General features: G+C 60.6%; 17 protein-coding genes and 4 tRNA genes. 14 read left to right on the forward strand and 7 right to left on the reverse strand.

Annotation, left to right across the window (positions count from 1 at the left end; genetic code table 11):
* Positions 1-136 precede the first annotated feature (136 nt).
* Both CCD76_RS07000 and CCD76_RS19705 read right to left on the reverse strand, forming a co-directional pair.
* Positions 137-736: a porin family protein gene (locus CCD76_RS07000; protein ID WP_256961185.1), complete on the reverse strand. Its 600-nt coding sequence runs from the start codon at positions 734-736 to the stop codon at positions 137-139.
* Complete coding sequence (locus CCD76_RS19705; protein WP_143543259.1) at positions 733-1056, reverse strand: hypothetical protein; 324 nt, start codon at positions 1054-1056, stop codon at positions 733-735. The genes CCD76_RS07000 and CCD76_RS19705 overlap by 4 nt, the downstream gene beginning before the upstream one ends.
* Here CCD76_RS19705 and CCD76_RS07005 point away from each other — a divergent pair.
* On the forward strand, positions 1055-1423 hold the full coding sequence (locus CCD76_RS07005; protein WP_087718821.1) for a nucleoside-diphosphate sugar epimerase/dehydratase: 369 nt from the start codon (positions 1055-1057) through the stop codon (positions 1421-1423). The genes CCD76_RS19705 and CCD76_RS07005 overlap by 2 nt on opposite strands.
* Positions 1424-1559: 136 nt before the next feature.
* Here CCD76_RS07005 and acnB read toward each other — a convergent pair whose 3' ends face one another.
* Positions 1560-4163 carry a bifunctional aconitate hydratase 2/2-methylisocitrate dehydratase gene (gene acnB / locus CCD76_RS07010; protein WP_087718879.1) on the reverse strand — a complete coding sequence of 868 codons (2604 nt, stop codon included), beginning with the start codon at positions 4161-4163 and terminating at the stop codon, positions 1560-1562.
* 511 nt (positions 4164-4674) lie between these two features.
* On the opposite strand from acnB, the gene CCD76_RS07015 reads away from it, so the two are divergent.
* Together CCD76_RS07015 and CCD76_RS07020 are read left to right on the forward strand one after the other, a co-directional pair.
* A complete protein-coding gene (locus CCD76_RS07015) occupies positions 4675-5322 on the forward strand; it encodes a tRNA-(ms[2]io[6]A)-hydroxylase (RefSeq protein WP_087718822.1) in 648 nt (215 codons plus the stop codon).
* Between the two features lie 101 nt (positions 5323-5423).
* The gene (locus CCD76_RS07020; RefSeq protein WP_087718823.1) at positions 5424-9323 is read left to right on the forward strand and encodes an AAA family ATPase; all 3900 of its coding nucleotides are present in this window, start codon (positions 5424-5426) and stop codon (positions 9321-9323) included.
* 177 nt (positions 9324-9500) lie between these two features.
* Here CCD76_RS07020 and CCD76_RS07025 read toward each other — a convergent pair whose 3' ends face one another.
* Both CCD76_RS07025 and CCD76_RS07030 read right to left on the reverse strand, forming a co-directional pair.
* Positions 9501-10223: a UDP-2,3-diacylglucosamine diphosphatase gene (locus CCD76_RS07025; protein WP_087718824.1), complete on the reverse strand. Its 723-nt coding sequence runs from the start codon at positions 10221-10223 to the stop codon at positions 9501-9503.
* A 46-nt stretch (positions 10224-10269) separates the two neighbouring features.
* Positions 10270-10764, reverse strand: a complete 495-nt coding sequence (locus CCD76_RS07030; protein ID WP_087718825.1) for a peptidylprolyl isomerase — start codon at positions 10762-10764, stop codon at positions 10270-10272.
* 184 nt (positions 10765-10948) lie between these two features.
* On the opposite strand from CCD76_RS07030, the gene CCD76_RS07035 reads away from it, so the two are divergent.
* On the forward strand, positions 10949-12688 hold the full coding sequence (locus CCD76_RS07035) for a glutamine--tRNA ligase/YqeY domain fusion protein (RefSeq protein ID WP_087718826.1): 1740 nt from the start codon (positions 10949-10951) through the stop codon (positions 12686-12688).
* 21 nt (positions 12689-12709) lie between these two features.
* Positions 12710-14101, forward strand: coding sequence for a cysteine--tRNA ligase (gene cysS, locus CCD76_RS07040; protein ID WP_179208872.1), 1392 nt, complete (start codon positions 12710-12712; stop codon positions 14099-14101).
* An 83-nt stretch (positions 14102-14184) separates the two neighbouring features.
* On the opposite strand, the gene mtnN is transcribed toward cysS, so the two are convergent.
* On the reverse strand, positions 14185-14889 hold the full coding sequence (gene mtnN / locus CCD76_RS07045; RefSeq protein ID WP_087718828.1) for a 5'-methylthioadenosine/S-adenosylhomocysteine nucleosidase: 705 nt from the start codon (positions 14887-14889) through the stop codon (positions 14185-14187).
* Positions 14890-14949: 60 nt separating this feature from the next.
* Positions 14950-15807 (reverse strand): bifunctional methylenetetrahydrofolate dehydrogenase/methenyltetrahydrofolate cyclohydrolase FolD, encoded by an 858-nt coding sequence (folD, locus tag CCD76_RS07050; protein WP_087718829.1) that lies wholly within the window; start codon positions 15805-15807, stop codon positions 14950-14952.
* Positions 15808-16053: 246 nt separating this feature from the next.
* On the opposite strand from folD, the gene CCD76_RS07055 reads away from it, so the two are divergent.
* The 9 genes from CCD76_RS07055 to hupB all read left to right on the forward strand — a co-directional run bounded on the left by CCD76_RS07055 (position 16054) and on the right by hupB (position 23311).
* Positions 16054-16130, forward strand: a tRNA-Pro gene (locus CCD76_RS07055).
* 45 nt (positions 16131-16175) lie between these two features.
* Positions 16176-16252: transfer RNA gene (locus tag CCD76_RS07060), tRNA-Arg, on the forward strand.
* Between the two features lie 45 nt (positions 16253-16297).
* Positions 16298-16372 (forward strand) — tRNA-His (locus CCD76_RS07065).
* A 22-nt stretch (positions 16373-16394) separates the two neighbouring features.
* Positions 16395-16469 (forward strand) — tRNA-His (locus CCD76_RS07070).
* A gap of 385 nt (positions 16470-16854) precedes the next feature.
* Positions 16855-18210, forward strand: coding sequence for a trigger factor (gene tig / locus CCD76_RS07075; protein WP_087718830.1), 1356 nt, complete (start codon positions 16855-16857; stop codon positions 18208-18210).
* Positions 18211-18294: 84 nt separating this feature from the next.
* On the forward strand, positions 18295-18915 hold the full coding sequence (gene clpP / locus CCD76_RS07080; protein ID WP_071230174.1) for an ATP-dependent Clp endopeptidase proteolytic subunit ClpP: 621 nt from the start codon (positions 18295-18297) through the stop codon (positions 18913-18915).
* 63 nt (positions 18916-18978) lie between these two features.
* On the forward strand, positions 18979-20259 hold the full coding sequence (clpX, locus tag CCD76_RS07085; RefSeq protein WP_087718831.1) for an ATP-dependent Clp protease ATP-binding subunit ClpX: 1281 nt from the start codon (positions 18979-18981) through the stop codon (positions 20257-20259).
* A 199-nt stretch (positions 20260-20458) separates the two neighbouring features.
* Positions 20459-22861, forward strand: coding sequence for an endopeptidase La (lon, locus tag CCD76_RS07090; RefSeq protein ID WP_087718832.1), 2403 nt, complete (start codon positions 20459-20461; stop codon positions 22859-22861).
* A gap of 177 nt (positions 22862-23038) precedes the next feature.
* Positions 23039-23311, forward strand: coding sequence for a nucleoid-associated protein HU-beta (gene hupB / locus CCD76_RS07095; protein WP_071230177.1), 273 nt, complete (start codon positions 23039-23041; stop codon positions 23309-23311).
* The last annotated feature ends 189 nt before the right edge of the window (positions 23312-23500 follow it).

Genomic DNA, 23500 nt, shown 5'->3' on the forward strand with positions numbered 1-23500 from the left:
CGGAGTAACGGCAAGGATGAATGGATTGTCAGTGTTGTCGTCAAACCGTCATCCGCGCAAGTCCAGGCGTGTCTGGCATCGAACGAAAAAGCCGCCCTTGGCGGACGGCTTGAAACGGTTCCGGGACAAGCACTGCCTAGAATTGCCAGCCTACCGAGGCGGTAAACGAATCCATTTCGTAATCGCTGTCGAAGTCGTAGCGTTCGTACTCCGCACGCAATAGCAGCGGATGGAAGTTGAGCTGAGCGCCGGCGCCGTAAACGGGATCGATGCCGTCGTTGTCGTCGAGATCGACCGAGGCGTTGCCAAGATGACCGTCGACATCGGTTTCCCACTTCGCCATGCCCGCCTTGGCGAAAAGCTCGAACCAGTCGGTAATCGGTAATTTCCCGACCAGGCTGAGGCCATAGGCCTTGCTCTCGAGATCCGTATTCGACACATCATTACCCTTTAACCTGACCTTGCCGAGATCGGCGTAGAAGGCTTCGGTAGCGAAGTAGCGGTTGTATTCGTAGCCGACGAACGCCTTGTAGACATTGTCGTCGTCATCGACATCGAAATCGTCGCTACCGGATTCGATGAAGTCGCCGACATCGCTGTCGTCGTTCTTCAGCGAGCTGAAACCGGTCCCCACGCCGAGATAGAGGCCGTCGACATTGGCTGCCTGGGCTGGCAGGGCCATGGCAATCAATGATACGGAAGCTAGGGGGAGGGCGAACAAAGCCTTGAATTTCACGTTGTGACTCCTTGTGGAAACTGTCGCGGTCCGTGTGTGTAGAGAGGTATCAAGCCTTCAGCATGAATGGTCTGCTCAGCCAATCGTGAGAGAGTATGGAAATCACGATTTGGGCAGACCGTGGCAAATATTGGCAGAACAGCGATGATACGCATACCCGTACATGGCCTCATGTAGACCGGAATGGCCGAGCAGACGTCGAAATCGACATGGCAGCCGCTGGAAAACGGGATAACCATCACGCCTTGCTTGTGCTTGCCAGAAGCTTTCCCATGACCGACAGTCACTTGTCTCCATTTTCCCATCAGGTCGAATGCCATGTTCTCTGCTATCAAACAATGGTTGCCAGCCTTCCGGACCGATAACAGAAAGCGCATCGTCATCTGTGGCAGTGATAGCGCGCACTATGGGCTGTTGCAACGACTTCGTTCCCACTGCGATGTCCTTGCGTTAGTCACCACCGAACCCTGGCAGCACGGTATTCGTCTCGACGACGTGCCGCTTCGCTATCCCAGCGAAGTGCCGTCTCTCTACCGTCGCCTATCCATCGACTACCTGGTCATTGCCACGGAAGACGACCGACTGGAAATAAAGCGTGCCACGGCCGACGATGCGCATTGGCAGCCGCAATGGCGTGTCGGCGAGTCGCTATTGGAGGAACTCGGTGCGAGGGAGCGGCAGCGTTAGTCTTGTCACGATGCCCGTTCGCCACCAGTAAGGTGAAACCGGGCATCCGGCGAAATGAAGAGACAAAAAAAACGCCCCGCATGGCGGGGCGTTTCGGTGACCTCTTCTTGAAGCTGCGAGCATCGGAAGAGACGTGTCAGGCTTCCTGGGCGACCGGAATGACAGTAGCGGCCGCTTTCTGGAAATCCTCTATCTCATGGAAGTTCAAGTAGCGGTAGATTTCTCCCGCCATGGCATTGAACTCGCCCATGGTAGCTTTGTACTCCTCGACCGTTGGCAGGCGACCTTCGACGGCAGCGATTGCCGCGAGCTCTGCCGATGCCAGGTAGACATCGGCGCCGTCGCCCAGACGGTTGGGGAAGTTACGGGTAGAGGTGGATACGACGGTGGATTTCGGCGCCACGCGTGCCTGGTTACCCATGCACAGCGAGCAGCCCGGCATTTCCATGCGCGCGCCCGCCTTGCCGTAAATACCGTAGTAACCTTCCTCGGTCAGCTGATGTTGGTCCATCTTGGTCGGCGGCGCAAGCCACAGACGCGTCTTCAGGCTACCGGCGGGCTGCTTCTCGAGCAGTTTGCCAGCGGCACGGAAGTGACCGATGTTGGTCATGCACGAACCGATGAACACTTCGTCGATCTGGGTGCCGGCCACTTCGGAGAGCAGGCGGGCGTCGTCCGGATCGTTGGGTGCGCACAGCACCGGCTGGTCGATCTCGGCCAGGTCGATCTCGATGACCGCGGCGTATTCGGCGTCGGCATCGGCACGCATCAGGCTCGGATCGGCCAACCAGGCCTCCATCGCCTCGATGCGACGCTCCAGCGTGCGGCGATCGCCGTAGCCTGCGCTGATCATCCACTTCAGCAGCGTGACGTTGGAGTTCAGGTACTCGGTCACACTCTCTTCACCCAGCGTGATGGTACAGCCCGCTGCGCTGCGCTCCGCGGAAGCATCGGAAAGCTCGAAGGCCTGCTCGGCGGTGAGATCTTCCAGACCTTCGATTTCCAGAATGCGGCCGGAGAAGATGTTCTTCTTACCGGATTTGGCGACGGTCAGATGGCCCTGCTGGATAGCGTAGTAGGGAATCGCATGGACCAGGTCGCGCAGGGTGATGCCCGGCTGGCGCTCGCCCTTGAAGCGCACCAGCACCGATTCCGGCATATCCAGCGGCATCACGCCGGTGGCGGCGGCAAAGGCCACTAGGCCCGAGCCCGCCGGGAAGGAGATGCCCATCGGGAAGCGGGTGTGCGAGTCGCCGCCGGTGCCGACGGTATCGGGCAGCAACATACGGTTGAGCCAGGAGTGGATGATGCCGTCGCCAGGACGCAGCGAGACGCCGCCACGGTTCATGATGAAGTCGGGCAGGGTGTGATGCGTCTCGACGTCTACCGGCTTCGGGTAGGCCGCCGTGTGACAGAAGGACTGCATGACCAGATCGGCCTGGAAGCCGAGGCAGGCCAGATCCTTCAGCTCGTCCCGCGTCATCGGGCCGGTGGTGTCCTGAGAACCGACGGTGGTCATCTTCGGTTCGCAGTACATGCCCGGGCGAACGCCATCCATGCCGCAGGCCTTGCCGACCATCTTCTGCGCCAGGGTGAAACCCTTGCCGGTGTCGACCGGCTGCTCCGGCTTGCGGAAGATGTCGGAGTCCGGCAGCCCGAGCTCGTTGCGGGCCTTCTCGGTCAGACCGCGACCGATGATCAGCGGGATACGGCCGCCGGCACGGACTTCGTCGAGGATGACCTGGGTCTTGAGCTGGAAGGTGGAGACGACTTCGTCGCTGTCGTGCCGGGTCACCTTGCCTTCGTAGGGATAGACGTCGATGACGTCGCCCATCTCGAGCTTGTCGACATCCATTTCGATCGGCAGGGCGCCGGCATCTTCCATAGTGTTGAAGAAGATGGGAGCGATCTTGCCGCCGAAGCAGAAACCGCCGGCGCGCTTGTTGGGCACGTGGGGAATGTCGTCGCCGAAGAACCACAGCACCGAGTTGGTGGCGGACTTGCGCGAGGAGCCGGTGCCGACCACGTCACCGACATAGGCGACCGGGAAGCCTTTGGCCTTGACCGCTTCGATCTGCGACATCGGGCCCTTGGTACCGGCGACTTCCGGCTCGATGCCCTCGCGCGGGTTCTTGAGCATGGCGTTGGCATGCAGTGGAATGTCCGGGCGTGACCAGGCATCCGGGGCAGGGGAGAGATCATCGGTGTTGGTCTCGCCCGGCACCTTGAACACGGCGATGCTGATTTTCTCGGGCAGAGCCGGTTTGGCAAGAAACCACTCGGCTTCGGCCCAGGATTCGAGCACGCCTTGAGCAATGGCGTTGCCGTTCTTGGCGCGTTCGGCGACATCGTGAAAGGCGTCGAACATCAGCAGTGTGTGCTTAAGCTGCTCGCCGGCTTCCTGAGCGAGCTCGCTATCGTCGAGCAGTTCGACCAGCGTGGCAATGTTGTATCCACCCTGCATGGTGCCGAGAAGCTTGACCGCATGAATCTTGTCGATCAGTGGTGAGGTCGCTTCACCCTTGGCGATAGCGGTGAGAAAGCCTGCCTTGACGTAAGCGGCTTCGTCGACGCCCGGTGGTACGCGATCGGTGATCAGTTCGAGGAGAAATGCCTCTTCGCCAGCTGGCGGCTGTTTCAGCAGCTCGATCAACTGGGCAGTCATTTCGGCGTTCAACGGCTTCGGCGGCACGCCTTCGGCGGCGCGCTCCTCGACATGTTGGCGGTAAGCTTCAAGCACGGTGGAGAGCCTCATCTAGTGTTAGAGCCCGCATGAGCGATGTGTATTCGTAACCGCTACGTGGGTACGTTTCGGTCGGTAAATAGATCGGCTGCGGTGGGCGCAGCGAAGTCTACGTGAAACTGTCGACAATGTTAAGAAGCCGTCTTTGCTCGGGCTGGGCAGGGGGAGAGTGGAGAGTGGAGAAAGTAACAGAGAAAGTCACAGAGAAAGTCAATGTCACCATGGTCGAGCAGATGGGTGTCGAAGTCTGACCGGCCAGGCGCTACCATAGGGCGAAAATTCAGCGAATCCACTTTGATTCAACGCACTGATGCTTACGCGTCTCATCACGCTCGAATCAACGATCCGGCGGAGGGCGCCGGTCGGCGAGGCCCCGACCCGCTTTTCGGCGGGTCGCGTCGTATCAGGACGCGCTGTCCGGATCGTCGTCTGCCCATGTGCTCCGCTTTTATCATGTACTCGACATGGCCTGTCGAGTGTTCGACGAACGTCAATGACGACTGAACGAATGACTGCTTATACCGATTGCACTACCGACGACCTGCTGCCTGCCGAGCTGCTCGATTTTCTGCCGTGTGAAACTCCGATGCGTTGGATAGAGGCAGCGCTGGAGAACCCCGCGTTGTTGCTGATCGACCACGCACAGTGCGAGAAGAAGGCGGCGTCGACGGCCATGAGTCTGATGTTTCGCTACGTGGACCGCCCCGAACTCTTGACCAAGATGTCTCAGCTCGCCCGCGAGGAGCTTCTGCACTTCGAGCAGGTAGTGGGGCTGATGCAGGAGCGGGGTGTCGACTATTCCCACATTCAGGCCTCGCGCTATGCGGAGGGGCTGCGCGAGCACGTGGCGCGCGAGGAGCCGCACCGCCTGATCGATATCCTGATCGTCGGGGCCTTCATCGAAGCGCGTTCCTGTGAACGTTTCGCCAGATTGATTCCCTACCTTGATGAGACGCTTGCCAAGTTCTATCGCTCGCTGGTGCGGTCGGAAGGGCGCCATTTCGAGGATTACCTGGGGCTTGCCGAGCGCTATGCGGGAAAGGAGGTCGTCGCTGAACGGGTGGCCCGCTTTGCCATTCACGAACAGGCCCTGATCGAAGGTGAAGACGCCATGTTTCGCTTTCACAGCGGCGTGCCGGCAGCCCGTGCCTCCTGATCACCGCTTTGGAACCATGGCTCTCGAGCCATGGCACGACGACGGCTGTCTCGTTCGTGACCACCGGGCGGCTGTACCTCTCACCGGATGAATGGAAAGCAATGAACTCAGGTCCAGCTACAACAACAATTTCGCTCTTCGGACACTTCGGTTATCAGCAGGGCGAGCGGGCTCTGACGCAGTTCAGCTATGACAAGGTGAAGGCGCTGCTGGTCTATCTCCTGATGCAGGAAACACCGGTCAGTCGTGCCGCTCTGGCTGAGATGCTGTGGCCGGATCAGGGCGTCAAGTCCGGCCGAACCAACCTTCGCCACGCCTTGCACTGTCTGCGTCACAGCCTCGGTGATCTTGCCGAGGTATCCCTGTCCGTCACCCGGCAGACGATCGCCTTCGATCTGCCGGCCTCTGTCGTCTGGGATCTCCGCGCGGCGGACGAGCTGCTTCAGCAGCCGCCCACCGTGGCGACTCTGGAGCAGTTGCTCGACCATTATCGGGGCGATCTGCTGGCGGAGCTTCATCTGGGGCAGTGTGTCGCTTTCCAGCAGTGGCTGGTGCGTACGCGAGGCGAGTGGCGCCAGCGGCTGATCGAATACGCGGAGCGGGTTCTGGAGGCTGCCTCGGCGCTACCGGAGGCGTTGCTACGCACCCTGATTCATCGTATTCCCGACTACTGCCCCTTTCATGAGCGTCTCGTACGACAGCTCGCCGAGCATGGACAGTTTGCTGCTGCTCGGGAACAGTTCAACGCCTTCCTGCAGCACCTGGCGCTCTCGGGACAGCAGCCGGAGCCCGGCTTCTTGCAGTTGGCGCGATTCTGGTCGGAGGTGCCAGCGCAGGGAGTGGCCGGCGCCGATTGGCTGAGTCAGGCGGGCTCGCCCGCCGCTCAAGCGGCGCAGCCGGGTGCTTTGGGTTACGTCGCCCAAGACATCGATTACCGCCAGATTACGGTGATGGCGATCGCTCTCAGGCCGGTGGATGCCGGCAACGATCTCGGCCGGGCGCTGGCATGCCTGAAAGCGCAGGGGCGACTGTTTCAATGGCTGGAAACCCAGTGCCGGCATCTGGGCGGTTTCTGGCAGACCGCTGTGGGCAGCGGGATCGGCCTGGCGTGTTTTGGTACTCATGGGCCGACGCATCAGCTGGCCGAACTGGTGGCGCTGTTCGAACACTGCCGACAAGGCTTGGCTCGCGAGCTCGACAGCGTTTGGGAAGGTGATGATTCGCCCCCGCGATTCACGCTGACGGCCGGACTGGATAGCGGGCGAGTGATCTGGTTGCCGGAGCGACAATCGATCGACCCGTTCGGTGACGTGACACAAGTGGCATTGGCGATGATGGCGGCAGCGCAAAGCAGCGAGCTGGTGATATCGCTCAATGCCAGCCAGCATCTGCCGCCCGCGTTCGATCTGCAATCTCGCCTGACGCCGCGTCTGATCAGCAGTGACGGCCGTGTCCAGCGGCGTGGGCTGGTGCTGGGCGTGGAATCCTCCAGGCGCGAGGCCTTGCCGCCCAGCCTGATGGGGCGCGAGGCGGAGCTGCGCCAGTTGCGGGATGCGCTGGCTCGGGTTTCCCTGGGGCTACGCCAGAGCCTGCTGGTGCTGGGAGATACCGGCATTGGCAAGTCCGCCTTGATGATCCATTTCCGTGAATACCTCCAGCACGAGGACGTCGCGGTGTTCTGGCGGCCCACGACTCGGCTGTCCAGCCAGACTTCGTACGGGCTGATCCAGTCGCTGCTCAGATGGTATCTGGCACAGGAGCCGGATAGCGAAGCGCTCGGCCAACTGATCGATCGTACTGCTGTACTGCAGAAGATCGGCAGCGAGCGCCGGCGGCTGCTGATCGATGTGCTGGGTCGCGAACCCCTGGCGCGCGAAGATGCCGACGAGGCAGTGGAGCTGGTCACCCAACTGGTCCAGGCATTGATTCTCGAGATGGCCTCCCGTCGTCCGCTGGTGATCATCGTCGATGACCTGCAGTGGCTGGACGAACCCTCTCTCAAGGTATTGCTGAATCTGCAGGCCAGACTGCCGATTCATACCGCTTCGTTGCTGATAGCCTCGCATCAGAATCGTGAAGTCCCTCCGATCAGGTTGAACTGGGATCAGCAGGTAATTTTGGGGCGTCTCGATGGTCGCCAATCAGCGGATATGCTGGAGTATCTGGCGCGTCGCCATCGCCTCAAGCTCGGGCCCCGGTTGCGCGAACAGTTGGTCCAGCGCTGCGAGGGTGTTCCGCTCTATCTGCAGGAAATCTGCCGCCGGTTGGAAATCGATCGGCGCGAAGGCCGGCGGCTGGATGTCGACAGCCTGCCGAGCGGTTTATTGGGGCTGCTGGCCAGCCGTATCGATCAGTTGCAAGGCGACCGCCAGGTTGCTCACATGGCAGCCATCTTTGGCCGGCAGTTCGAAGCCGGCATGCTGCGCGACTGTCTGGAAGTCGATGACGGTACTCTCAAGGCCGCGCTGGAGCAGATGCGGCGGCTGGAGATCATCGAGCCCTGCGAAACCTATCCTTACGATTTCCAGTTCACGCATCCGCTGCTGCAGGAGGCAGCCTATCTTTCCTGTCCGCAGGACGTGCGTATCGTCCTGCACCAGCGGGTGGTCGAGATGATCGAATCGCGTCATCCCGCCTGGATCAGCCGTCATCCCGGCGACTTCGCCGAGCACCTGCGGCGAAGTGGCGATCCGGCGCGTGCCGCGCGTTACTTCGAGATGGCGGCCCGAAGCGGGCTCAAGGTGAGTGCCAGCCGTACGGCGCTGAGGCTGGCGGAGTCCGGCCTGGCCTGCCTGAACGAGGTGCCCGCCGGTGGCGCCGAGCGTCAGATCAGTCTGCTGACCGTCAAGGGACAGGCGTGTTATGCCCTGGAGGGGCACGGATCGCGCGCGGCGCATGAGAGTTTCCTTCAGGCTCAGGCGCTCTGGCAGAGTGCAGATCTGGACGACGAGGCTGCCGATGACCAGGCGTTTCTGGTGACCTGGGGGCTCTGGGTCGGCGCCAGCCAACGTCACGCCAATCGCGACGCGGAGTCGCTGGCCATGCAGCTGCGCGAGCTCGCCCAGCGCATCGACGACCCTCGTTACCAGCGCCTGGCGCTCTATGCCCGGGCTCACGGAGAGTACTGGAGCGGCAAGATATCGCTTGCCTACGAACATCTCGACCAGATCGACCCGTTGAATCAGCCGATGGTGCTGGAGTGGTTGCCATACTCCGATCATCCGCAGGTGGCGGCAGCCTGCTACCAGAGCTGGGCGCTTTGTCTGCGCGGTGACTACCTGCGCGCGGAACAGCAGATGGAGGCCGCCATTCGCTTGGCCGAGTCGATTCGCCATCCGGGATCGCTGGCCCTGGCGCTGATTTTTGCCGCCTCGCTCTACCGGCAATTGGGTCATATCCACCTGGCCACGGAGCGTGGTCGCCGGGCGTACGAAATGACCCGAACCCCGGATCTCCAGCGCTGGCATTGGGAGGCCGACTGCGTCCTTGGTTGGAGTCAGTCGCTGGCGGGGGAGGCGTGCGGCCTGGAGCGAATCGAGGCCTGTGTCGCGCAGTTGAGCGAACTGACCGGCCGAGAGCCTCATCAACGCCCTTTGCTGTGGTACGGCGACGCCTGTCTGGCGCTCAACGATGTAGCGCTCGCTGTGGCGTATCTCGAACCTTGTCTCGACCAGGCGCGAACCAGACGTTCGCTGATGATGCCGCAGATAGCGCTGCAGATGGCTCGCGCCAGGCATCGCATGGGGGATGACATGCAGACAGTTGCGGCTTTGATCGAAGAGGCGAGAATCTGGGCGGTCGAGGTGGGCTGCGCCCATGTGGAGCTGAAGAGCCTCGAAATGTGGCTCTCGCTGGTCGATGCCGGCGACAAGGAAAAGCAGCAAGCGCTGCGTTATCGGCTGGGAGAAGTGGCGCTGTCCGATGCGCCGATTCTGACTCGCTGGCGGACGCTCCTGGACAACGTCAGCGCTGCTTCCCGGACCCCGGATTATCAGATGTAGCCACTTTTTGGCCGTAGTCATTGGGCGGCTGTCGCTGCAGGCATCGCTACGAGGGATGATCGGTGCGGTGTGGGACTGGCGTCGTCGTAGGAATGACCTGTATAGCCGCAGAAAAGCAGACGCCCGGCTCGAGTCTTAGAGCCGGGCGTTGGCATTGGCTGGCCGGTTCCGAAATGCTCAGATGGCGAACGACTCGAGTGTCAGCGCGTCGTCTTCGACTCTCAACTGCCAGCCCACGCCGGGACGCCAGTCGCCGATGACGTAGCGTCTTGCCGGCTCGCCATCGACGGTGAGATCGTGGACGGCCGGACGGTGGGTATGGCCGTGAATCATGATCTTAACCTCGTGAGCCTGCATGGTCTCGACGACGGCTTCGGGAGTGACGTCCATGATGTCTTCGGCCTTGTTGGTATTGGCTTCGCCGGACTGCTGCCGCAACTGCTTGGCCAGCGCCAAGCGCTCTTCGACCGGCATCGCCAGGATCTGCGCCTGCCAGGCCGGATTGCGCGCCTGCTGGCGGAAGGCCATATAGGCTTCGTCGCGGGTGCAAAGGTTGTCGCCGTGCATCAGCAGAACGCGCTGACCCGCGAGTTCGACCACGGTCGGGTCGTCGAGCAGGGCGCAGCCGCTGTCAGCCGCGAACGACTCCCCGATCAGGAAATCCCGATTACCGTGCATGAACGCCAGCCGCGTGCCGGCATCGCTGCAGGCCTTCAGTTCGGCAATGATCTGCTGTTCGAACTCGCCACGGTAGTCATCGCCGATCCAGGCTTCGAACAGATCGCCGAGGATGGTCAGCGATGATGCCTGTCGGGCCGGACCCCGAAGGTAGTCGATGAACCCCTTGGCGATATCCGGCTGGGAGGGGTGAAGATGGAGGTCGGCAATCAGCAGTTGCATGCGAGAGATCGTTCCTTTCGATAGTCGGCCAGTATCGGGATGAAGGTCAGGCGGTGACTTCGGCGCGTTCGATGATGACGTCTTCCGTGGGAACGTCACTGTGCATGCCACGACGCCCGGTAGCGACCTGACGGATGCTGTCGACGACATCCATGCCTTCGATCACGCGGCCGAACACGCAGTAACCCCAGCCCTGCAGGCTCTTGTCGCGATGATTGAGGAAGTCGTTGTCGCCGACGTTGATGAAGAACTGTGCGCTGGCGGAATGCGGGTCCTGAGTGCGCGCCATGGCCACCGTGCCCTTCTGGTTGGTCAGGCCGTTGTCGGCTTCGTTGTCGATCGTGGCGCGAGTCGGTTTTTGCTCGAAATCGGTATCGAAGCCGCCGCCCTGGACCATGAACCCGTCGATCACGCGGTGAAACAGTGTGCCGTCGTAGTGGCCGTCCTTGACGTACTGCTCGAAGTTGGCGGCGGTCTTCGGGGCTTTTTCGAAGTCGAGTTCGAGCGTGATGGTGCCGTGATTGGTATGCAAGACGATCATCGGAAATCCTGGGTGATTCTGGGCTGTCGGGAGGTGGCGGACGGCTTGGCGCCGGCCGCGCGCGTCGCGCTATAATAGCCGTTTTGGGCCGCTGGAAGAAACCGCGGTACGCGCGTGTTAACCTGCTGCCATCAGGGCCGTGACGTCGGCCGATCATTCGAATCACAGAGGTTGCCTGCATTCCATGAGCGTCGAAAGCAACACGAGCGCCGAGAGCCCCAACCACAACCCCGAGATCCAGCACGGTGCCGATGTCCAGCAAGGGGCATCGAACTTCCTGCGTAACCAGATTCGGGACGAGATCGAGTCGGGCCAGGCCAAGACGATCGTGACTCGCTTCCCGCCGGAGCCGAACGGGTTTCTGCACATCGGCCATGCCAAGTCGATCTGGGTCAACTTCGGCCTGGCGGAGCAGTTCGGCGGACGCTGTCACCTGCGTTTCGACGACACCAACCCGGCCAAGGAAGAGCAGGCATACATCGACGCCATCCAGGAGGACATTCGCTGGCTCGGCTACGAATGGAGTGGGGTGGTGCGCTTTGCCTCCGACTACTTCGATCAGTTGTACGCCTGGGCCCAGCACCTGGTGCGGGAAGGGAAGGCGTACGTCGACGATCTCTCGCCGGAGGAGATCCGCGAATACCGGGGCACGCTGACCGAGTCGGGCCGCCCGAGTCCGTACCGTGATCGTAGTGTCGACGAGAATCTCGATCTGCTCGAGCGCATGCGCCTGGGCGAGTTCGACGAGGGATCGAAAGTGCTTCGGGCCAAGATCGACATGGCCGCGCCGAACATCAATCTGCGCGATCCGATCCTCTACCGCATTCGTCATGCGCATCACCACCAGACTGGCGATGCGTGGAAGATCTATCCCTCCTACGACTTTACCCATGGGCAGTCCGACGCCATCGAGGGCATCACGCATTCGCTGTGCACGCTGGAGTTCGAGGACCATCGACCGCTGTACGAATGGTTCCTGGATCACTTGCCGGTTCCGTCCAGACCCCGGCAGACCGAGTTCGCGCGGATGAACGTCAACTATACGGTGACGTCCAAGCGCAAGCTCAAGCTGTTGGTCGACCAGAACGTGGTCGATGGCTGGGACGATCCGCGCATGCCGACGATCTCCGGGCTGCGCCGTCGGGGCTACACGCCGGCGTCGCTGCGCAAGTTCTGCGACATGACCGGTGTCAGCCGTGCCGCCAACGTGGTCGACATCGCGATGCTGCATTTCGCCATTCGCTCGGATCTCGAGGACAACGCGCCGCGGGCCATGTGCGTTCTCAACCCGCTGAAGGTGGTGTTGACCAACATCGCGGCGGATCACGACGAGGTCTTCGAGGTGCCCGGGCATCCGGCGCGCGAGGACATGGGCATGCGCCGGCTGCCATTCACCCGCGAGATCTGGATCGATCGTGACGACTTCATGGAGGAGCCGCCGAAGAAATTCTTCCGCCTGGCGCCCGGCAAGGAAGTCCGTCTACGCAACGGCTATGTCATCCGCTGCGACGAGGTGGTCAAGGGTGAAGACGGCGAGATCGAGGCGCTCCACTGCAGCGTCGACTTCGACACCCTGGGCAAGAATCCGGAAGGGCGCAAGGTCAAGGGCGTCATTCACTGGGTCAGCGCGGAGCATGGCGTACCGGTGGAGGTCCGTCTGTACGACAACCTGTTCCTCGACGAGGCGCCGGACCGTGACAAGGACGCCGATTTCCTCGAGCACCTGAATCCGGAGTCGCTGATTGTCGTGGAAGGCATCGCCGAGCCGGCGCTGGCGGATGTCCAGCCCGAAGCGCGCTACCAGTTCGAACGCGTTGGCTACTTCTGTGCCGATCGTCACGCCTGTCGTGATGGCAAGCTGGTGTTCAACCGCACCGTGGGGCTCAAGGATAGCTGGGCCAAGATTCAGAAGAAGCAGGGCTAAGGTAACGACAACATGAGCGCGCTGGAGATCTACAACACGCTGACGCGACGCAAGGCGGCGCTGGAGACGATCGAGCCCGGCAAGTTGCGGATGTACGTCTGCGGCATGACGGTCTACGACTACTGCCACCTGGGCCATGCCCGCGTCATGGTGGCGTTCGACGTGATTACGCGCTGGCTGCGTCAGACCGGGCTGGACGTGACATACGTTCGCAATATCACCGATATCGACGACAAGATCCTCAAGCGCGCGGAGGAGAATGGTGAGTCGATCTCGGCACTGACCGAGCGCATGATCGCGGCGATGCACGAGGATGAAGCACGGCTTGGCGTGCTGCGCCCGGATGCGGAGCCGCGCGCGACCGGCCATATCCCCGAGATCGTGGCGATGATCGAGCGGCTGATCGAAGGCGGTTATGCCTATGCGGCCGATAACGGTGATGTCTACTATCGGGTCCGGCGCTTCGCCGACTACGGCAAGCTCAACAACCGCAATCTCGACGACATGCGGGCTGGCGCCCGAGTCGATGTCGATGCGCACAAGGAAGACCCGCTCGACTTCGTCCTGTGGAAAGCGGCCAAGTCAGGCGAGGCGAGCTGGTCGTCGCCGTGGGGCGAAGGGCGGCCCGGTTGGCATATCGAGTGCTCGGCGATGTCGACCTGCTGCCTGGGCGAGACCTTCGACATCCATGGCGGCGGGCCGGATCTGACCTTTCCGCATCATGAGAACGAGATCGCCCAGAGCGAGGCGGCGACGGGCAAGCCCTACGTCAACGTATGGATGCACGCCGGGGCCGTGCGCGTCAATCAGGAGAAGATGTCCAAGTCGCTGGGCAACTTCTTCACCATCCGTGATGTATTGGAAGTGCACGATCCGGAAGTGGTTCGCTACCTGCTGGTAGCGAGCCACTATCGCAGCCCGATCAACTACGCGTTGGAGTCGCTCAACGAGGCGCGCAAGTCCCTCGAGCGCTTCTATCACGCGCTCGATGGCGTCGAGCTAGTCCACGGCGATGTCGAGGGAATCTACGCCGAGCGTTTTTCGACGGCGATGAATGATGATTTCAATACGCCGGAAGCGCTATCGGTGCTGTTCGATATGGCCCGGGAGATCAACCGGCTGCGCGACGCCGAGCCGGCGCATGCCGGGGCGTTGGGGCAGGAGCTCAAGCGATTGGCCAGCGTGCTGGGGCTGCTCGAGCGGGAACCTGCCGAGTTCCTCAAGGCGGGGGCTGCCGATTTGCCGCTGAGCGAAGCCGAGATCGAGTCGCGCATCGAGGCGCGGGCCGCAGCCAAGGGCAATCGGGATTTCGCCGAAGCCGACCGGATCCGCGACGAGCTGGCAGCGCTGGGTATCGTGCTCAAGGACTCTCGCGAAGGTACCCGTTGGAGTTTCGAGGCGCCTCCGGCGTGATGGCGTGATGCCCCTGAAACGACAAACCCCGCCAATCGGCGGGGTTTGTCGTTGGGGGTGTCGTCATGATTCGGGAAACGGGATCATTGCCCGGCCAGGCGGGCGATGATCGCATCGACCATCTTGGCGGAGTGGGTTGCCGCTCGTTCCAGAAAGGCATCGAAAGAGAGTTCGGACTGCTTGCCGGCGATATCCGACAGCGCCCGGATGACCACGAACGGGCACTCGAACAGATGGCAGGTCTGGGCAATCGCGGCGGCTTCCATCTCTACTGCCAGCATCTGGGGGAAGTGTTCGCGCACGGTGTCGACCCGTGTCGGATCGGCCATGAAGCTGTCGCCGGTACAGATCAGGCCTTCGTGGACGCGCAGATCCCCGAGGCTTTCGATGCAGGCGCGCGCGGTCTCGATCAGCTTGGGATCAGGGGCAAAGCCTGCCGGCATGCCGGGAACCTGGCCCATTTCGTAGCCGAAAGCGGTGACGTCGACATCGTGATGGCGCACCTCGCTGGAGATGACCACGTCGCCGACTTCCATGGCCGTGCCGAAGCCGCCGGCAGAGCCGGTGTTGATGACGGCGTCCGGCCGGTAGTGGGTCATCAGCTGCGTTGCGCCCACCGTGGCATTGACCTTGCCGATGCCTGACTGGAGTAGCACGACCCGAAGTCCGTGGCGCTCACCTACATGAAAAGTGCCGCCGGGATGATGTTCGATCCGGGCGTTGTCCAGCTGGGAAGCGAGCAGGGCGACTTCCTGCTCCATGGCGCCAATGATGCCGATAGTCTGCATGCGTTATCCGTCGTGTTGGTCCGTCAGATCAGTGCGTAAGGTTGAAGTGTCGTCGATACGTCATTGCGCATCGTGTAGTTCGGCCGCTTGCAAGGTGTTCTGCAGCAAGGTGGCGACCGTCATCGGTCCGACACCGCCGGGCACCGGGGTGATCCAGCTGGCGCGCTCGGCTGCGGTGTCGAAATCGACATCGCCCACCAGAGTGCCGTCTTCCCGACGGTTGATGCCGACATCGATGACAATGGCGCCGGGTTTGACCCAGTTGCCATCGATCAGGCCGGGCTTGCCGGTAGCGACCACCAGGAGATCGGCCTGTCGGACCTTGTCTTCGAGCCCCTGGGTGAAGCGATGACAGATCGTGGTGGTGCAGCCGGCGAGCAGCAACTCCAGTGCCATCGGCCGGCCGACAATATTGGAAGCGCCGACGATGGTGGCGTCCAGCCCTCGGAGCGGGATCCCGCTCTGTTCGAGCAGCGTGATGATGCCCTTGGGCGTGCAGGGGCGCAGTAACGGCAACCGCTGCGCCAACCGGCCCAGGTTGTACGGATGAAAGCCGTCGACATCCTTGTCCGGGCGAATGCGCTCGAGCAAGGGGTTGGCATCGAGATGCGCGGGTAGCGGAAGCTGTAGAAGGATGCCGTCGACGGCGGGGTCGTCGTTCAGGCGATCGATCAGCGCTTCCAGGTCCTGCTGCGTCGTGGTGGTCTCGAGCCGGTGGCTGAAGGAGAGAATGCCGGCGTTCTCGCAGGCACGGTGCTTGTGGCTGACATAAACCTCCGACGCCGGGTCATGACCGATCAGTATGACGGCCAACCCCGGGCGACGCAGCCCGCGCTGGGTTCGATGCTCCACGTCGACTTTCACTCGATTGCGGATTGAGCCGGCAATGGCCTTGCCATCGATCAACTGAGCGGTCATCGACTTTCCTTTATGAGTGCTGTAGGGGTCGGCGGAAGGCCGACGAAGGTCGGCAATTTTCGCATGCCCAGAGATGCAGTCAACGCGCGACGGGGCGTTAGTGAGATCTGCGGCATTTTTTGATGCCGTGCTGCGAGAGGCAATCGAGGTTAAGTGCACGTAAGGGCTTGACCCGACAGAAAGGATCCGTAGAATACGCAGCGCATCGAGGGGCTCGTAGAGTCATCGGGCATGAATGGCATCATACGGGGTATAGCGCAGTCTGGTAGCGCGCCTGCTTTGGGAGCAGGATGTCGGGGGTTCAAATCCCTCTACCCCGACCATGATGATACCGCTCGTGCCGGTGGAAATGCAGCCGGTATTGGAATGCGCCTATAGCTCAACCGGATAGAGCAACGGCCTTCTAAGCCGTAGGTTGCAGGTTCGAGTCCTGCTGGGCGCGCCATTCATCACTTGTTGATGTGGCCCCGGTCGATGCGGAATTGGTATGGTGGGTGTAGCTCAGTGGTAGAGCCCCGGATTGTGGCTCCGGTGGTCGTGGGTTCGATCCCCATCATCCACCCCATGCCGATCAGCTTCAAGAAATGGTGGGTGTAGCTCAGTGGTAGAGCCCCGGATTGTGGCTCCGGTGGTCGTGGGTTCGATCCCCATCATCCACCCCATTTCTTTCTCGATTGTCATCCCTTCTTTTTGATAGCACCTCTAGTTTGTTATTGCGCTCCCGTCTGGGTCTTATCTCNTTCTTTCTCGATTGTCATCCCTTCTTTTTGATAGCACCTCTAGTTTGTTATTGCGCTCCCGTCTGGGTCTTATCTCCGGTTTTGGGGTTCGATACGCCTGCAAAGTTGGTCTTGAGTCGATTTTTATGGCCTCGGGCTTGTATTTCATCCCCATTGGCACCATTTACCGCGCTAGTCTGCTTGCCAGTAGGCATGGGGATTCATAAAATCGCCCTCTTGTTTTGAAATGAGTGCTTTGAAATGACAGTTTTGAAGCCTGGTTTTTGAGTTGCAATCACAGAACGCCCCCGTCGGTAGAGGATCATCTATGCAAGTTTCCGTTGAGACGACATCCCAGATCGAACGTCGCATCACTGTTCAGGTTCCGGCAGCCGAGGTTGACGAGGCCGTTTCTGCTCGCCTGCAAGACACCGCCAAGCGCGTTCGTCTGAATGGCTTTCGTCAAGGGAAGATCCCGATGGCGGTCGTGCGTCAGCGCTACGGCAAGGACGTGCGCAACGAAGTCGTCAGCGAGCTCATGCGCCAGCACTACGTGCGGGCGATCACCGAGCAGAGCCTGAACCCGGCCGGTTATCCATCGATCGAACCCAAGGTCGATCAGACGGGCAAGGATCTGGAGTTTGTCGCGACGCTGGAAGTCTATCCCGAGATCGAACTGCAGAGCATCGACGGTACGGTCGTGGAACGCCCCAAGACGGAAATCACTGACGCCGATATCGACACCATGATCGAAACGTTGCGCGGTCAGCGCGCCAAATTCCAGCCGGTAGAGCGCGCGGCGGAAAATGGCGATCAGGTCAAGATCGATTTCCAGGGCTTCCTGGGAGACGAGCCGTTCGAAGGTGGCGCTGCCGAAGGTCACGAGCTGGAGCTGGGCTCCAACCGTTTCATCCCCGGCTTCGAAGAGCAACTGATCGGTGCCAAGGCTGGTGAAGAGAAGCGTATCAGCGTGACCTTCCCGGAAGACTACCAGGCCGAACACCTGGCGGGTCAGGAAGCGACCTTCAAGGTGACGGTCCACGAGGTCTCCGCCAAGGCGCTGCCGGAAGTCGATGCCGACTTCATCAAGGAATTCGGCGTGGAAGACGGCGATGCCGACAAGTTCCGTGCCGAGATCAAGAGCAACATGGAGCGCGAGGTCAAGCAGGCGGCGCAGAATCGCGTCAAGCAGCAGGCTCTCGATGCGCTTCAGAAAGCCAATGACGTCACCGTGCCCCAGTCACTGGTCGACCAGGAGACCGAAGGGCTCAAGCGTCAGGCGGCTCAGCAGTTCGGTCTTGGCGAAGACTTCGATGTCAGCCAGTTGCCCAACGAGCTGTTTGCCGACCAGGCCCGTACTCGCGTCAAGGTTGGCCTGTTGCTGGCGGAAGTCATCAAGCAGCACGAGCTGGATGCCAGTGACGACGAAATCCGTGCGCGCGCCGAAGAACTGGCGTCCCAGTATCAGCAGCCCGAGCAGGCCGTCGAGCAGTACATGAAGAACGACGAGCTCAAGGGGCAGATCAAGTCCGCGGTGCTGGAAGACAAGGCCGTTGACAAGCTCCTCGAGCAGGCTCAGGTTAACGACGTCAGCATGAGCTATGAGCAAGTGCTTCAGGCGGCTCAACAGGCCGAGCAATCGGCTGAAGAAGACGAGGCCGAGGAAAGCGATTCCAAAGCATGATGGGTGCTTGGTAAGCGAGCGGCCCGGCAGAAGCCGGGCCGCTAGTCGATGGGCCTGACAATCACCAGCTGTAAGGAAATCGCGATGCGTAACGAGTTCGACATCAGTAATGCCGGCGGCCTGGTCCCGATGGTGGTGGAGCAGAGTGCGCGCGGCGAGCGGTCGTACGATATCTACTCTCGTCTGCTCAAAGAACGTGTCATCTTCCTGGTCGGCCCGGTCGAGGACTACATGGCCAACCTGGTCGTGGCACAGCTGCTATTCCTCGAGTCCGAAAATCCTGACAAGGATATTCACCTCTACATCAACTCGCCGGGTGGTTCAGTGACGGCGGGCATGTCCATCTATGACACCATGCAGTTCATCAAGCCGGATGTCTCGACGGTCTGTATCGGCCAGGCGGCTAGCATGGGCGCGCTGTTGCTGGCTGGTGGCGCGAAGGACAAGCGCTTCTGCCTGCCGCATTCGCGCATGATGATCCATCAGCCGCTTGGGGGTTATCAGGGGCAGGCAGCGGACATCGAGATCCACACCCGTGAAATCCTGACCATTCGCCAGAAGCTGAATCGTATCCTGGCGAACCACACGGGTCAGGATATCGACAAGATCGCCCAGGACACCGACCGTGACAACTTCATGGATGGTAGTCAGGCCGTCGAATACGGCCTGATCGACGCCGTGCTGGATAAGCGTCCGGTATCCTGATAGCGTTTGAGTCAAGGTTTCACACGACGGCGCGCTGCGCCGTCGTCCTGACGAGGTACACGAATGGCCGACGGTAAAGGCAAAGACGACAACGGCAAGCTGCTGTATTGCTCGTTCTGTGGCAAGAACCAGAACGAAGTTCGCAAGCTCATCGCAGGCCCGTCTGTCTACATCTGTGACGAGTGTGTCGATCTCTGCAATGACATCATTCGCGAGGAGGTTCTGGAAGCCGACGCCGAGAGCGATGAAGACCGTCTTCCCGTACCCCGAGAGATCCGTAACACGCTCGACGACTATGTGATTGGTCAGGACCGTGCCAAGATGGTGCTGTCCGTTGCGGTCTACAATCACTACAAGCGTCTGCGTAGTGGTGGCAAGAGCGACAGCATCGAGCTGGGCAAGTCCAACATTCTGCTGATTGGTCCGACGGGCAGCGGCAAGACGCTGCTGGCGGAGACGCTGGCGCGTCTGCTCAACGTTCCGTTCACGATCGCGGATGCCACGACGCTCACCGAAGCGGGCTACGTGGGCGAGGATGTCGAGAACATCATCCAGAAGTTGCTGCAGAAATGTGACTACGACGTCGAGAAAGCCCAGCGCGGGATCGTCTATATCGACGAGATCGACAAGATTTCGCGCAAGTCGGACAATCCCTCCATCACGCGTGACGTGTCCGGCGAGGGCGTCCAGCAGGCGCTGCTCAAACTGATCGAAGGGACGACGGCTTCCGTTCCACCGCAGGGCGGCCGCAAGCATCCGCAGCAGGAATTCCTGCAAGTGGACACCGGCAATATCCTGTTTATCGTCGGTGGTGCCTTCGCGGGCCTGGACAAGGTCATTCGCGACCGTGCCGAAAAAGGTGGTATCGGTTTCAACGCCGCGGTGAAGAGCAAGGAGAGCAACAAGGGTGTCGGTGACATCCTTGCCGGCGTCGAGCCCGAGGATCTCGTCAAGTTCGGGTTGATTCCCGAGTTCGTCGGGCGTCTGCCGGTGATCGCGACGTTGACCGAACTGACCGAAGATGCGCTGGTCCAGATCCTGACCGAGCCCAAGAACTCGCTGGTCAAGCAGTATGCGCACCTGTTCGAGATGGAAGGGGTGGAGCTGGATTTCCGCGAGGACGCCTTGCGGGCCGTGGCGCACAAGGCCATGGAGCGCAAGACGGGCGCACGTGGGCTACGTTCGATTCTGGAGTCGGTGCTGCTGGAAACGATGTACGACGTGCCGTCACTCGACGGCGTTACCAAAGTCGTGATCGACAGCTCCGTCATCGCCGGCGACAGCGAACCGTTGCTGATCTACTCCAAGCAGGAAGAGAGTCGCGTTGCCAACAAGGACGGATGATCGGGGCGCGTCGTTACCCGTCCAGCTGTCTAGCGAGGGGGCCTGATGGCCCCCTTTTTTATGGATTCGGTCTTTCATGGATTCGCTAGTCTACCGGTTGCTACTTGCATCTGAACGATGACGCCCCCACGTACCTTGCATATTGATATTGCCGCTCTGGTGGCTCACCCATCCGAAAGTTTGTCGAGGAAATGCTGTAATGGCGCAGAGCTCTGACCAGACATTGACGCTTCCGCTCTTGCCGCTACGTGACGTGGTGGTCTATCCCCAGATGGTCATACCATTGTTCGTAGGGCGGGAAAAATCGATCCGGGCGCTGGAAACCGCAATGGAGCACGACAAGCGCGTGCTGCTGGTGGCTCAGCGTGAGGCGGCGCATGACGACCCCGGTGTCGACGATCTTTTCAGTATCGGCACGGTGGCCGATATCATGCAGCTGCTCAAGCTTCCCGACGGTACGGTCAAGGTACTTATCGAAGGAAGCTTTCGGGCCGATATCCAGAAGGTCTCGCACGACGAGGACGGCTTCATCAGCGCGCAGGCAGTGGCGCGTGATAGCGAGCCATTGAGCGAGCGTGAGCAGGAGTCCCTGGTTCGTGTGCTGCTCAACCAGTTCGAGCAGTACGTCAAATTGTCCAAGAAGGTGCCTGGCGAGGTCCTTTCTTCGTTGCAGGAGATCGAGGATCCGAGTCGGCTCGTCGACACGATCTGTGCGCACCTGTCACTGAAGATCGATGACAAGCAGGAACTGCTCGAGATGGATCGCGTGCGCGATCGGGTCGAACACCTGATGACACTGATCGAGTCCGAAATCGATCTGTTGCAGGTCGAGAAGCGCATCCGCTCGCGGGTCAAGGATCAGATGGAGAAGTCCCAGCGCGAGTACTATCTCAATGAGCAGATGAAGGCCATCCAGAAAGAGATGGGCGAGCTCGAGAACGTACCCAACGAGGCGGAAAAGTACGAGCAGCGCATCAAGGAAGCCGGGATGCCTCAGGAGGCCGTCGACAAGGCCACCCAGGAGCTCGGCAAGCTCAAGATGATGTCGCCCACCTCTGCCGAAGCCACCGTCGTCCGCTCCTATCTGGATTGGGTGCTGTCCGTGCCGTGGAAAAAGCGGACTCGGGTGAAGCATGACCTGCCGCATGCTGCCAAGGTACTGGACGAAGACCATTATGGTCTGGAAGAAGTCAAAGAGCGCATTCTTGAATACCTTGCCGTACAAAAACGGGTCAAGAAGCTCAAGGGGCCGGTGCTGTGTCTCGTCGGTCCTCCCGGCGTAGGCAAGACGTCACTCGGTCAGTCGATTGCGCGCGCCACGAACCGGCGCTATGTTCGCCTGGCGTTGGGGGGCGTCCGCGATGAGTCCGAGATTCGTGGTCACCGACGTACCTACATCGGCTCGCTGCCGGGTAAACTGATTCAGCGCATGAGCAAGGCAGGGGTACGTAACCCGCTGTTCCTGCTCGACGAAGTCGACAAGATCGGCATGGATCATCGTGGTGATCCTTCCTCTGCGCTGCTGGAAGTGCTGGATCCTGAGCAGAACGACAAGTTCAACGACCATTATCTCGAGCTCGACTACGACCTGTCGGACGTGATGTTCATCTGCACGGCCAACTCGATGAACATTCCCGGTCCGTTGCTGGACCGTATGGAAGTCATCCGTCTGCCGGGCTATACCGAGGACGAGAAGCTCGCGATCGCCAAACGCTACTTGATCCCCAAGCAGCTCAAGGCGAACGGTCTCAAGGAGGGCGAGCTGACGTTCAGCGATGAATCCGTGCTCGAGCTGATCCGTTACTACTCCCGCGAAGCCGGCGTGCGTGAGCTCGAGCGCCAGATCGCCAAGGTGAGCCGCAAGGTGCTGCGTGAGCGCCTGGAAGCGGTGAAAGGCCAAGGTGCTCAGGCCGGGCTGACCCTGGCGGCGGACGATATCGAACGCTACGCGGGTGTGCGTCGATACAGCTATGGCCTGGCGGATCAGGAGCATCAGGTCGGTCGTGTCACGGGCCTGGCCTGGACTTCGGTCGGCGGCGAGCTGCTGTACATCGAGTCTGTCGTGACGCCGGGCAAAGGGCGAGTCAACAAGACTGGCTCGCTGGGCGACGTCATGAAGGAGTCCGTCAGTGCCGCTCATACCGTGGTGCGGGCGAGAGCGCGCCAGTTCGGTATCGACCCCGAGCGTTTCGAAAAGGAAGACCTGCATATTCACGTTCCCGAGGGCGCTACGCCGAAGGACGGTCCGAGCGCGGGTATCGGTATGGTAACGGCCATGGTGTCAGCCTACACCGGGCGTCCCGTACGCTGTGACGTCGCAATGACCGGTGAAGTGAATCTGCGCGGCGAGGTCATGCCGATCGGCGGGCTCAAGGAGAAATTGCTGGCTGCACGGCGCGGTGGTATAAAGATCGTACTCATACCGGAAGAGAATCGTCGGGACCTCAAAGAGGTGCCCGAGAACATCAAGAATGCATTGGACATTCGTTCGGTGAAGTGGATTGATGATGTGTTGTCAACGGCATTGACGAACCATGTCAACGACGATGATAAACTCGCCGAAGATGTAGCTTCTTCGCAAACCAATGTCAGCACACATTGATCTCATCGATGCGTAAATTTCGTGCGTCAGGCCCGATATGACGCGGTTTTTCTGATGATCTCGATTGACAGCAGAAACTCGGCATTGCTATAAAATGCCCACTTGTTGTGATCGTGATCGCGTCTCTGATTACGCATCGATGTCCTGTTAATTTCGTATACAGTCAAGGGGTGAAGTGTGAATAAATCCGAGCTGATTGAAGCCATTGCTGCGTCTGCCGACATTCCCAAGGCGGCTGCAACGCGTGCTCTCGATGCAATGATCGAGTCCGTGTCAGACAGCCTGAAGAAGGGCGACTCCGTAGCACTGGTAGGGTTCGGGACTTTTGCGGTGAAAGAGCGCGCAGCGCGTACTGGCCGTAACCCGCAGACTGGCAAGCCGATCGAGATTAGCGCTGCCAAGGTGCCGAGCTTCAAGGCAGGCAAGGCGCTGAAAGACGCGGTGAACTGAGTTTCGCTCCGTCGCGCGGACCGACGTTCCGGCGTGCATGGAAAACCGAGGTCTTCCAGCCGGTAAGAGTTCGCAAAACATAAGCGCATCGCCTCAGCGATGCGCTTTTTTATTGTCGTGCTGCAAGAGCGAACCTTTTGCAGAAAGGATAGCCAATGTTTCGTGTACGGATGCGCTGTGGTGACATGG

This window comes from Salinicola salarius (assembly GCF_002179555.1).
GTDB classification, from domain to species: domain Bacteria; phylum Pseudomonadota; class Gammaproteobacteria; order Pseudomonadales; family Halomonadaceae; genus Salinicola; species Salinicola salarius_A.

Bases quoted from the DNA above. Each gene is read 5' to 3' on its own strand.
- CCD76_RS07005 (WP_087718821.1), top strand. From the start codon at position 1,055: ATGTTCTCTGCTATCAAACAATGGTTGCCAGCCTTCCGGACCGATAAC.
- CCD76_RS19705 (WP_143543259.1), bottom strand. From the start codon at position 1,056: ATGGCATTCGACCTGATGGGAAAATGGAGACAAGTGACTGTCGGTCAT.
- CCD76_RS07015 (WP_087718822.1), top strand. From the start codon at position 4,675: ATGACTGCTTATACCGATTGCACTACCGACGACCTGCTGCCTGCCGAG.
- CCD76_RS07020 (WP_087718823.1), top strand. From the start codon at position 5,424: ATGAACTCAGGTCCAGCTACAACAACAATTTCGCTCTTCGGACACTTC.
- CCD76_RS07025 (WP_087718824.1), bottom strand. From the start codon at position 10,223: ATGCAACTGCTGATTGCCGACCTCCATCTTCACCCCTCCCAGCCGGAT.
- CCD76_RS07030 (WP_087718825.1), bottom strand. From the start codon at position 10,764: ATGATCGTCTTGCATACCAATCACGGCACCATCACGCTCGAACTCGAC.
- CCD76_RS07035 (WP_087718826.1), top strand. From the start codon at position 10,949: ATGAGCGTCGAAAGCAACACGAGCGCCGAGAGCCCCAACCACAACCCC.
- mtnN (WP_087718828.1), bottom strand. From the start codon at position 14,889: ATGCAGACTATCGGCATCATTGGCGCCATGGAGCAGGAAGTCGCCCTG.
- folD (WP_087718829.1), bottom strand. From the start codon at position 15,807: ATGACCGCTCAGTTGATCGATGGCAAGGCCATTGCCGGCTCAATCCGC.
- tig (WP_087718830.1), top strand. From the start codon at position 16,855: ATGCAAGTTTCCGTTGAGACGACATCCCAGATCGAACGTCGCATCACT.
- clpP (WP_071230174.1), top strand. From the start codon at position 18,295: ATGCGTAACGAGTTCGACATCAGTAATGCCGGCGGCCTGGTCCCGATG.
- clpX (WP_087718831.1), top strand. From the start codon at position 18,979: ATGGCCGACGGTAAAGGCAAAGACGACAACGGCAAGCTGCTGTATTGC.
- lon (WP_087718832.1), top strand. From the start codon at position 20,459: ATGGCGCAGAGCTCTGACCAGACATTGACGCTTCCGCTCTTGCCGCTA.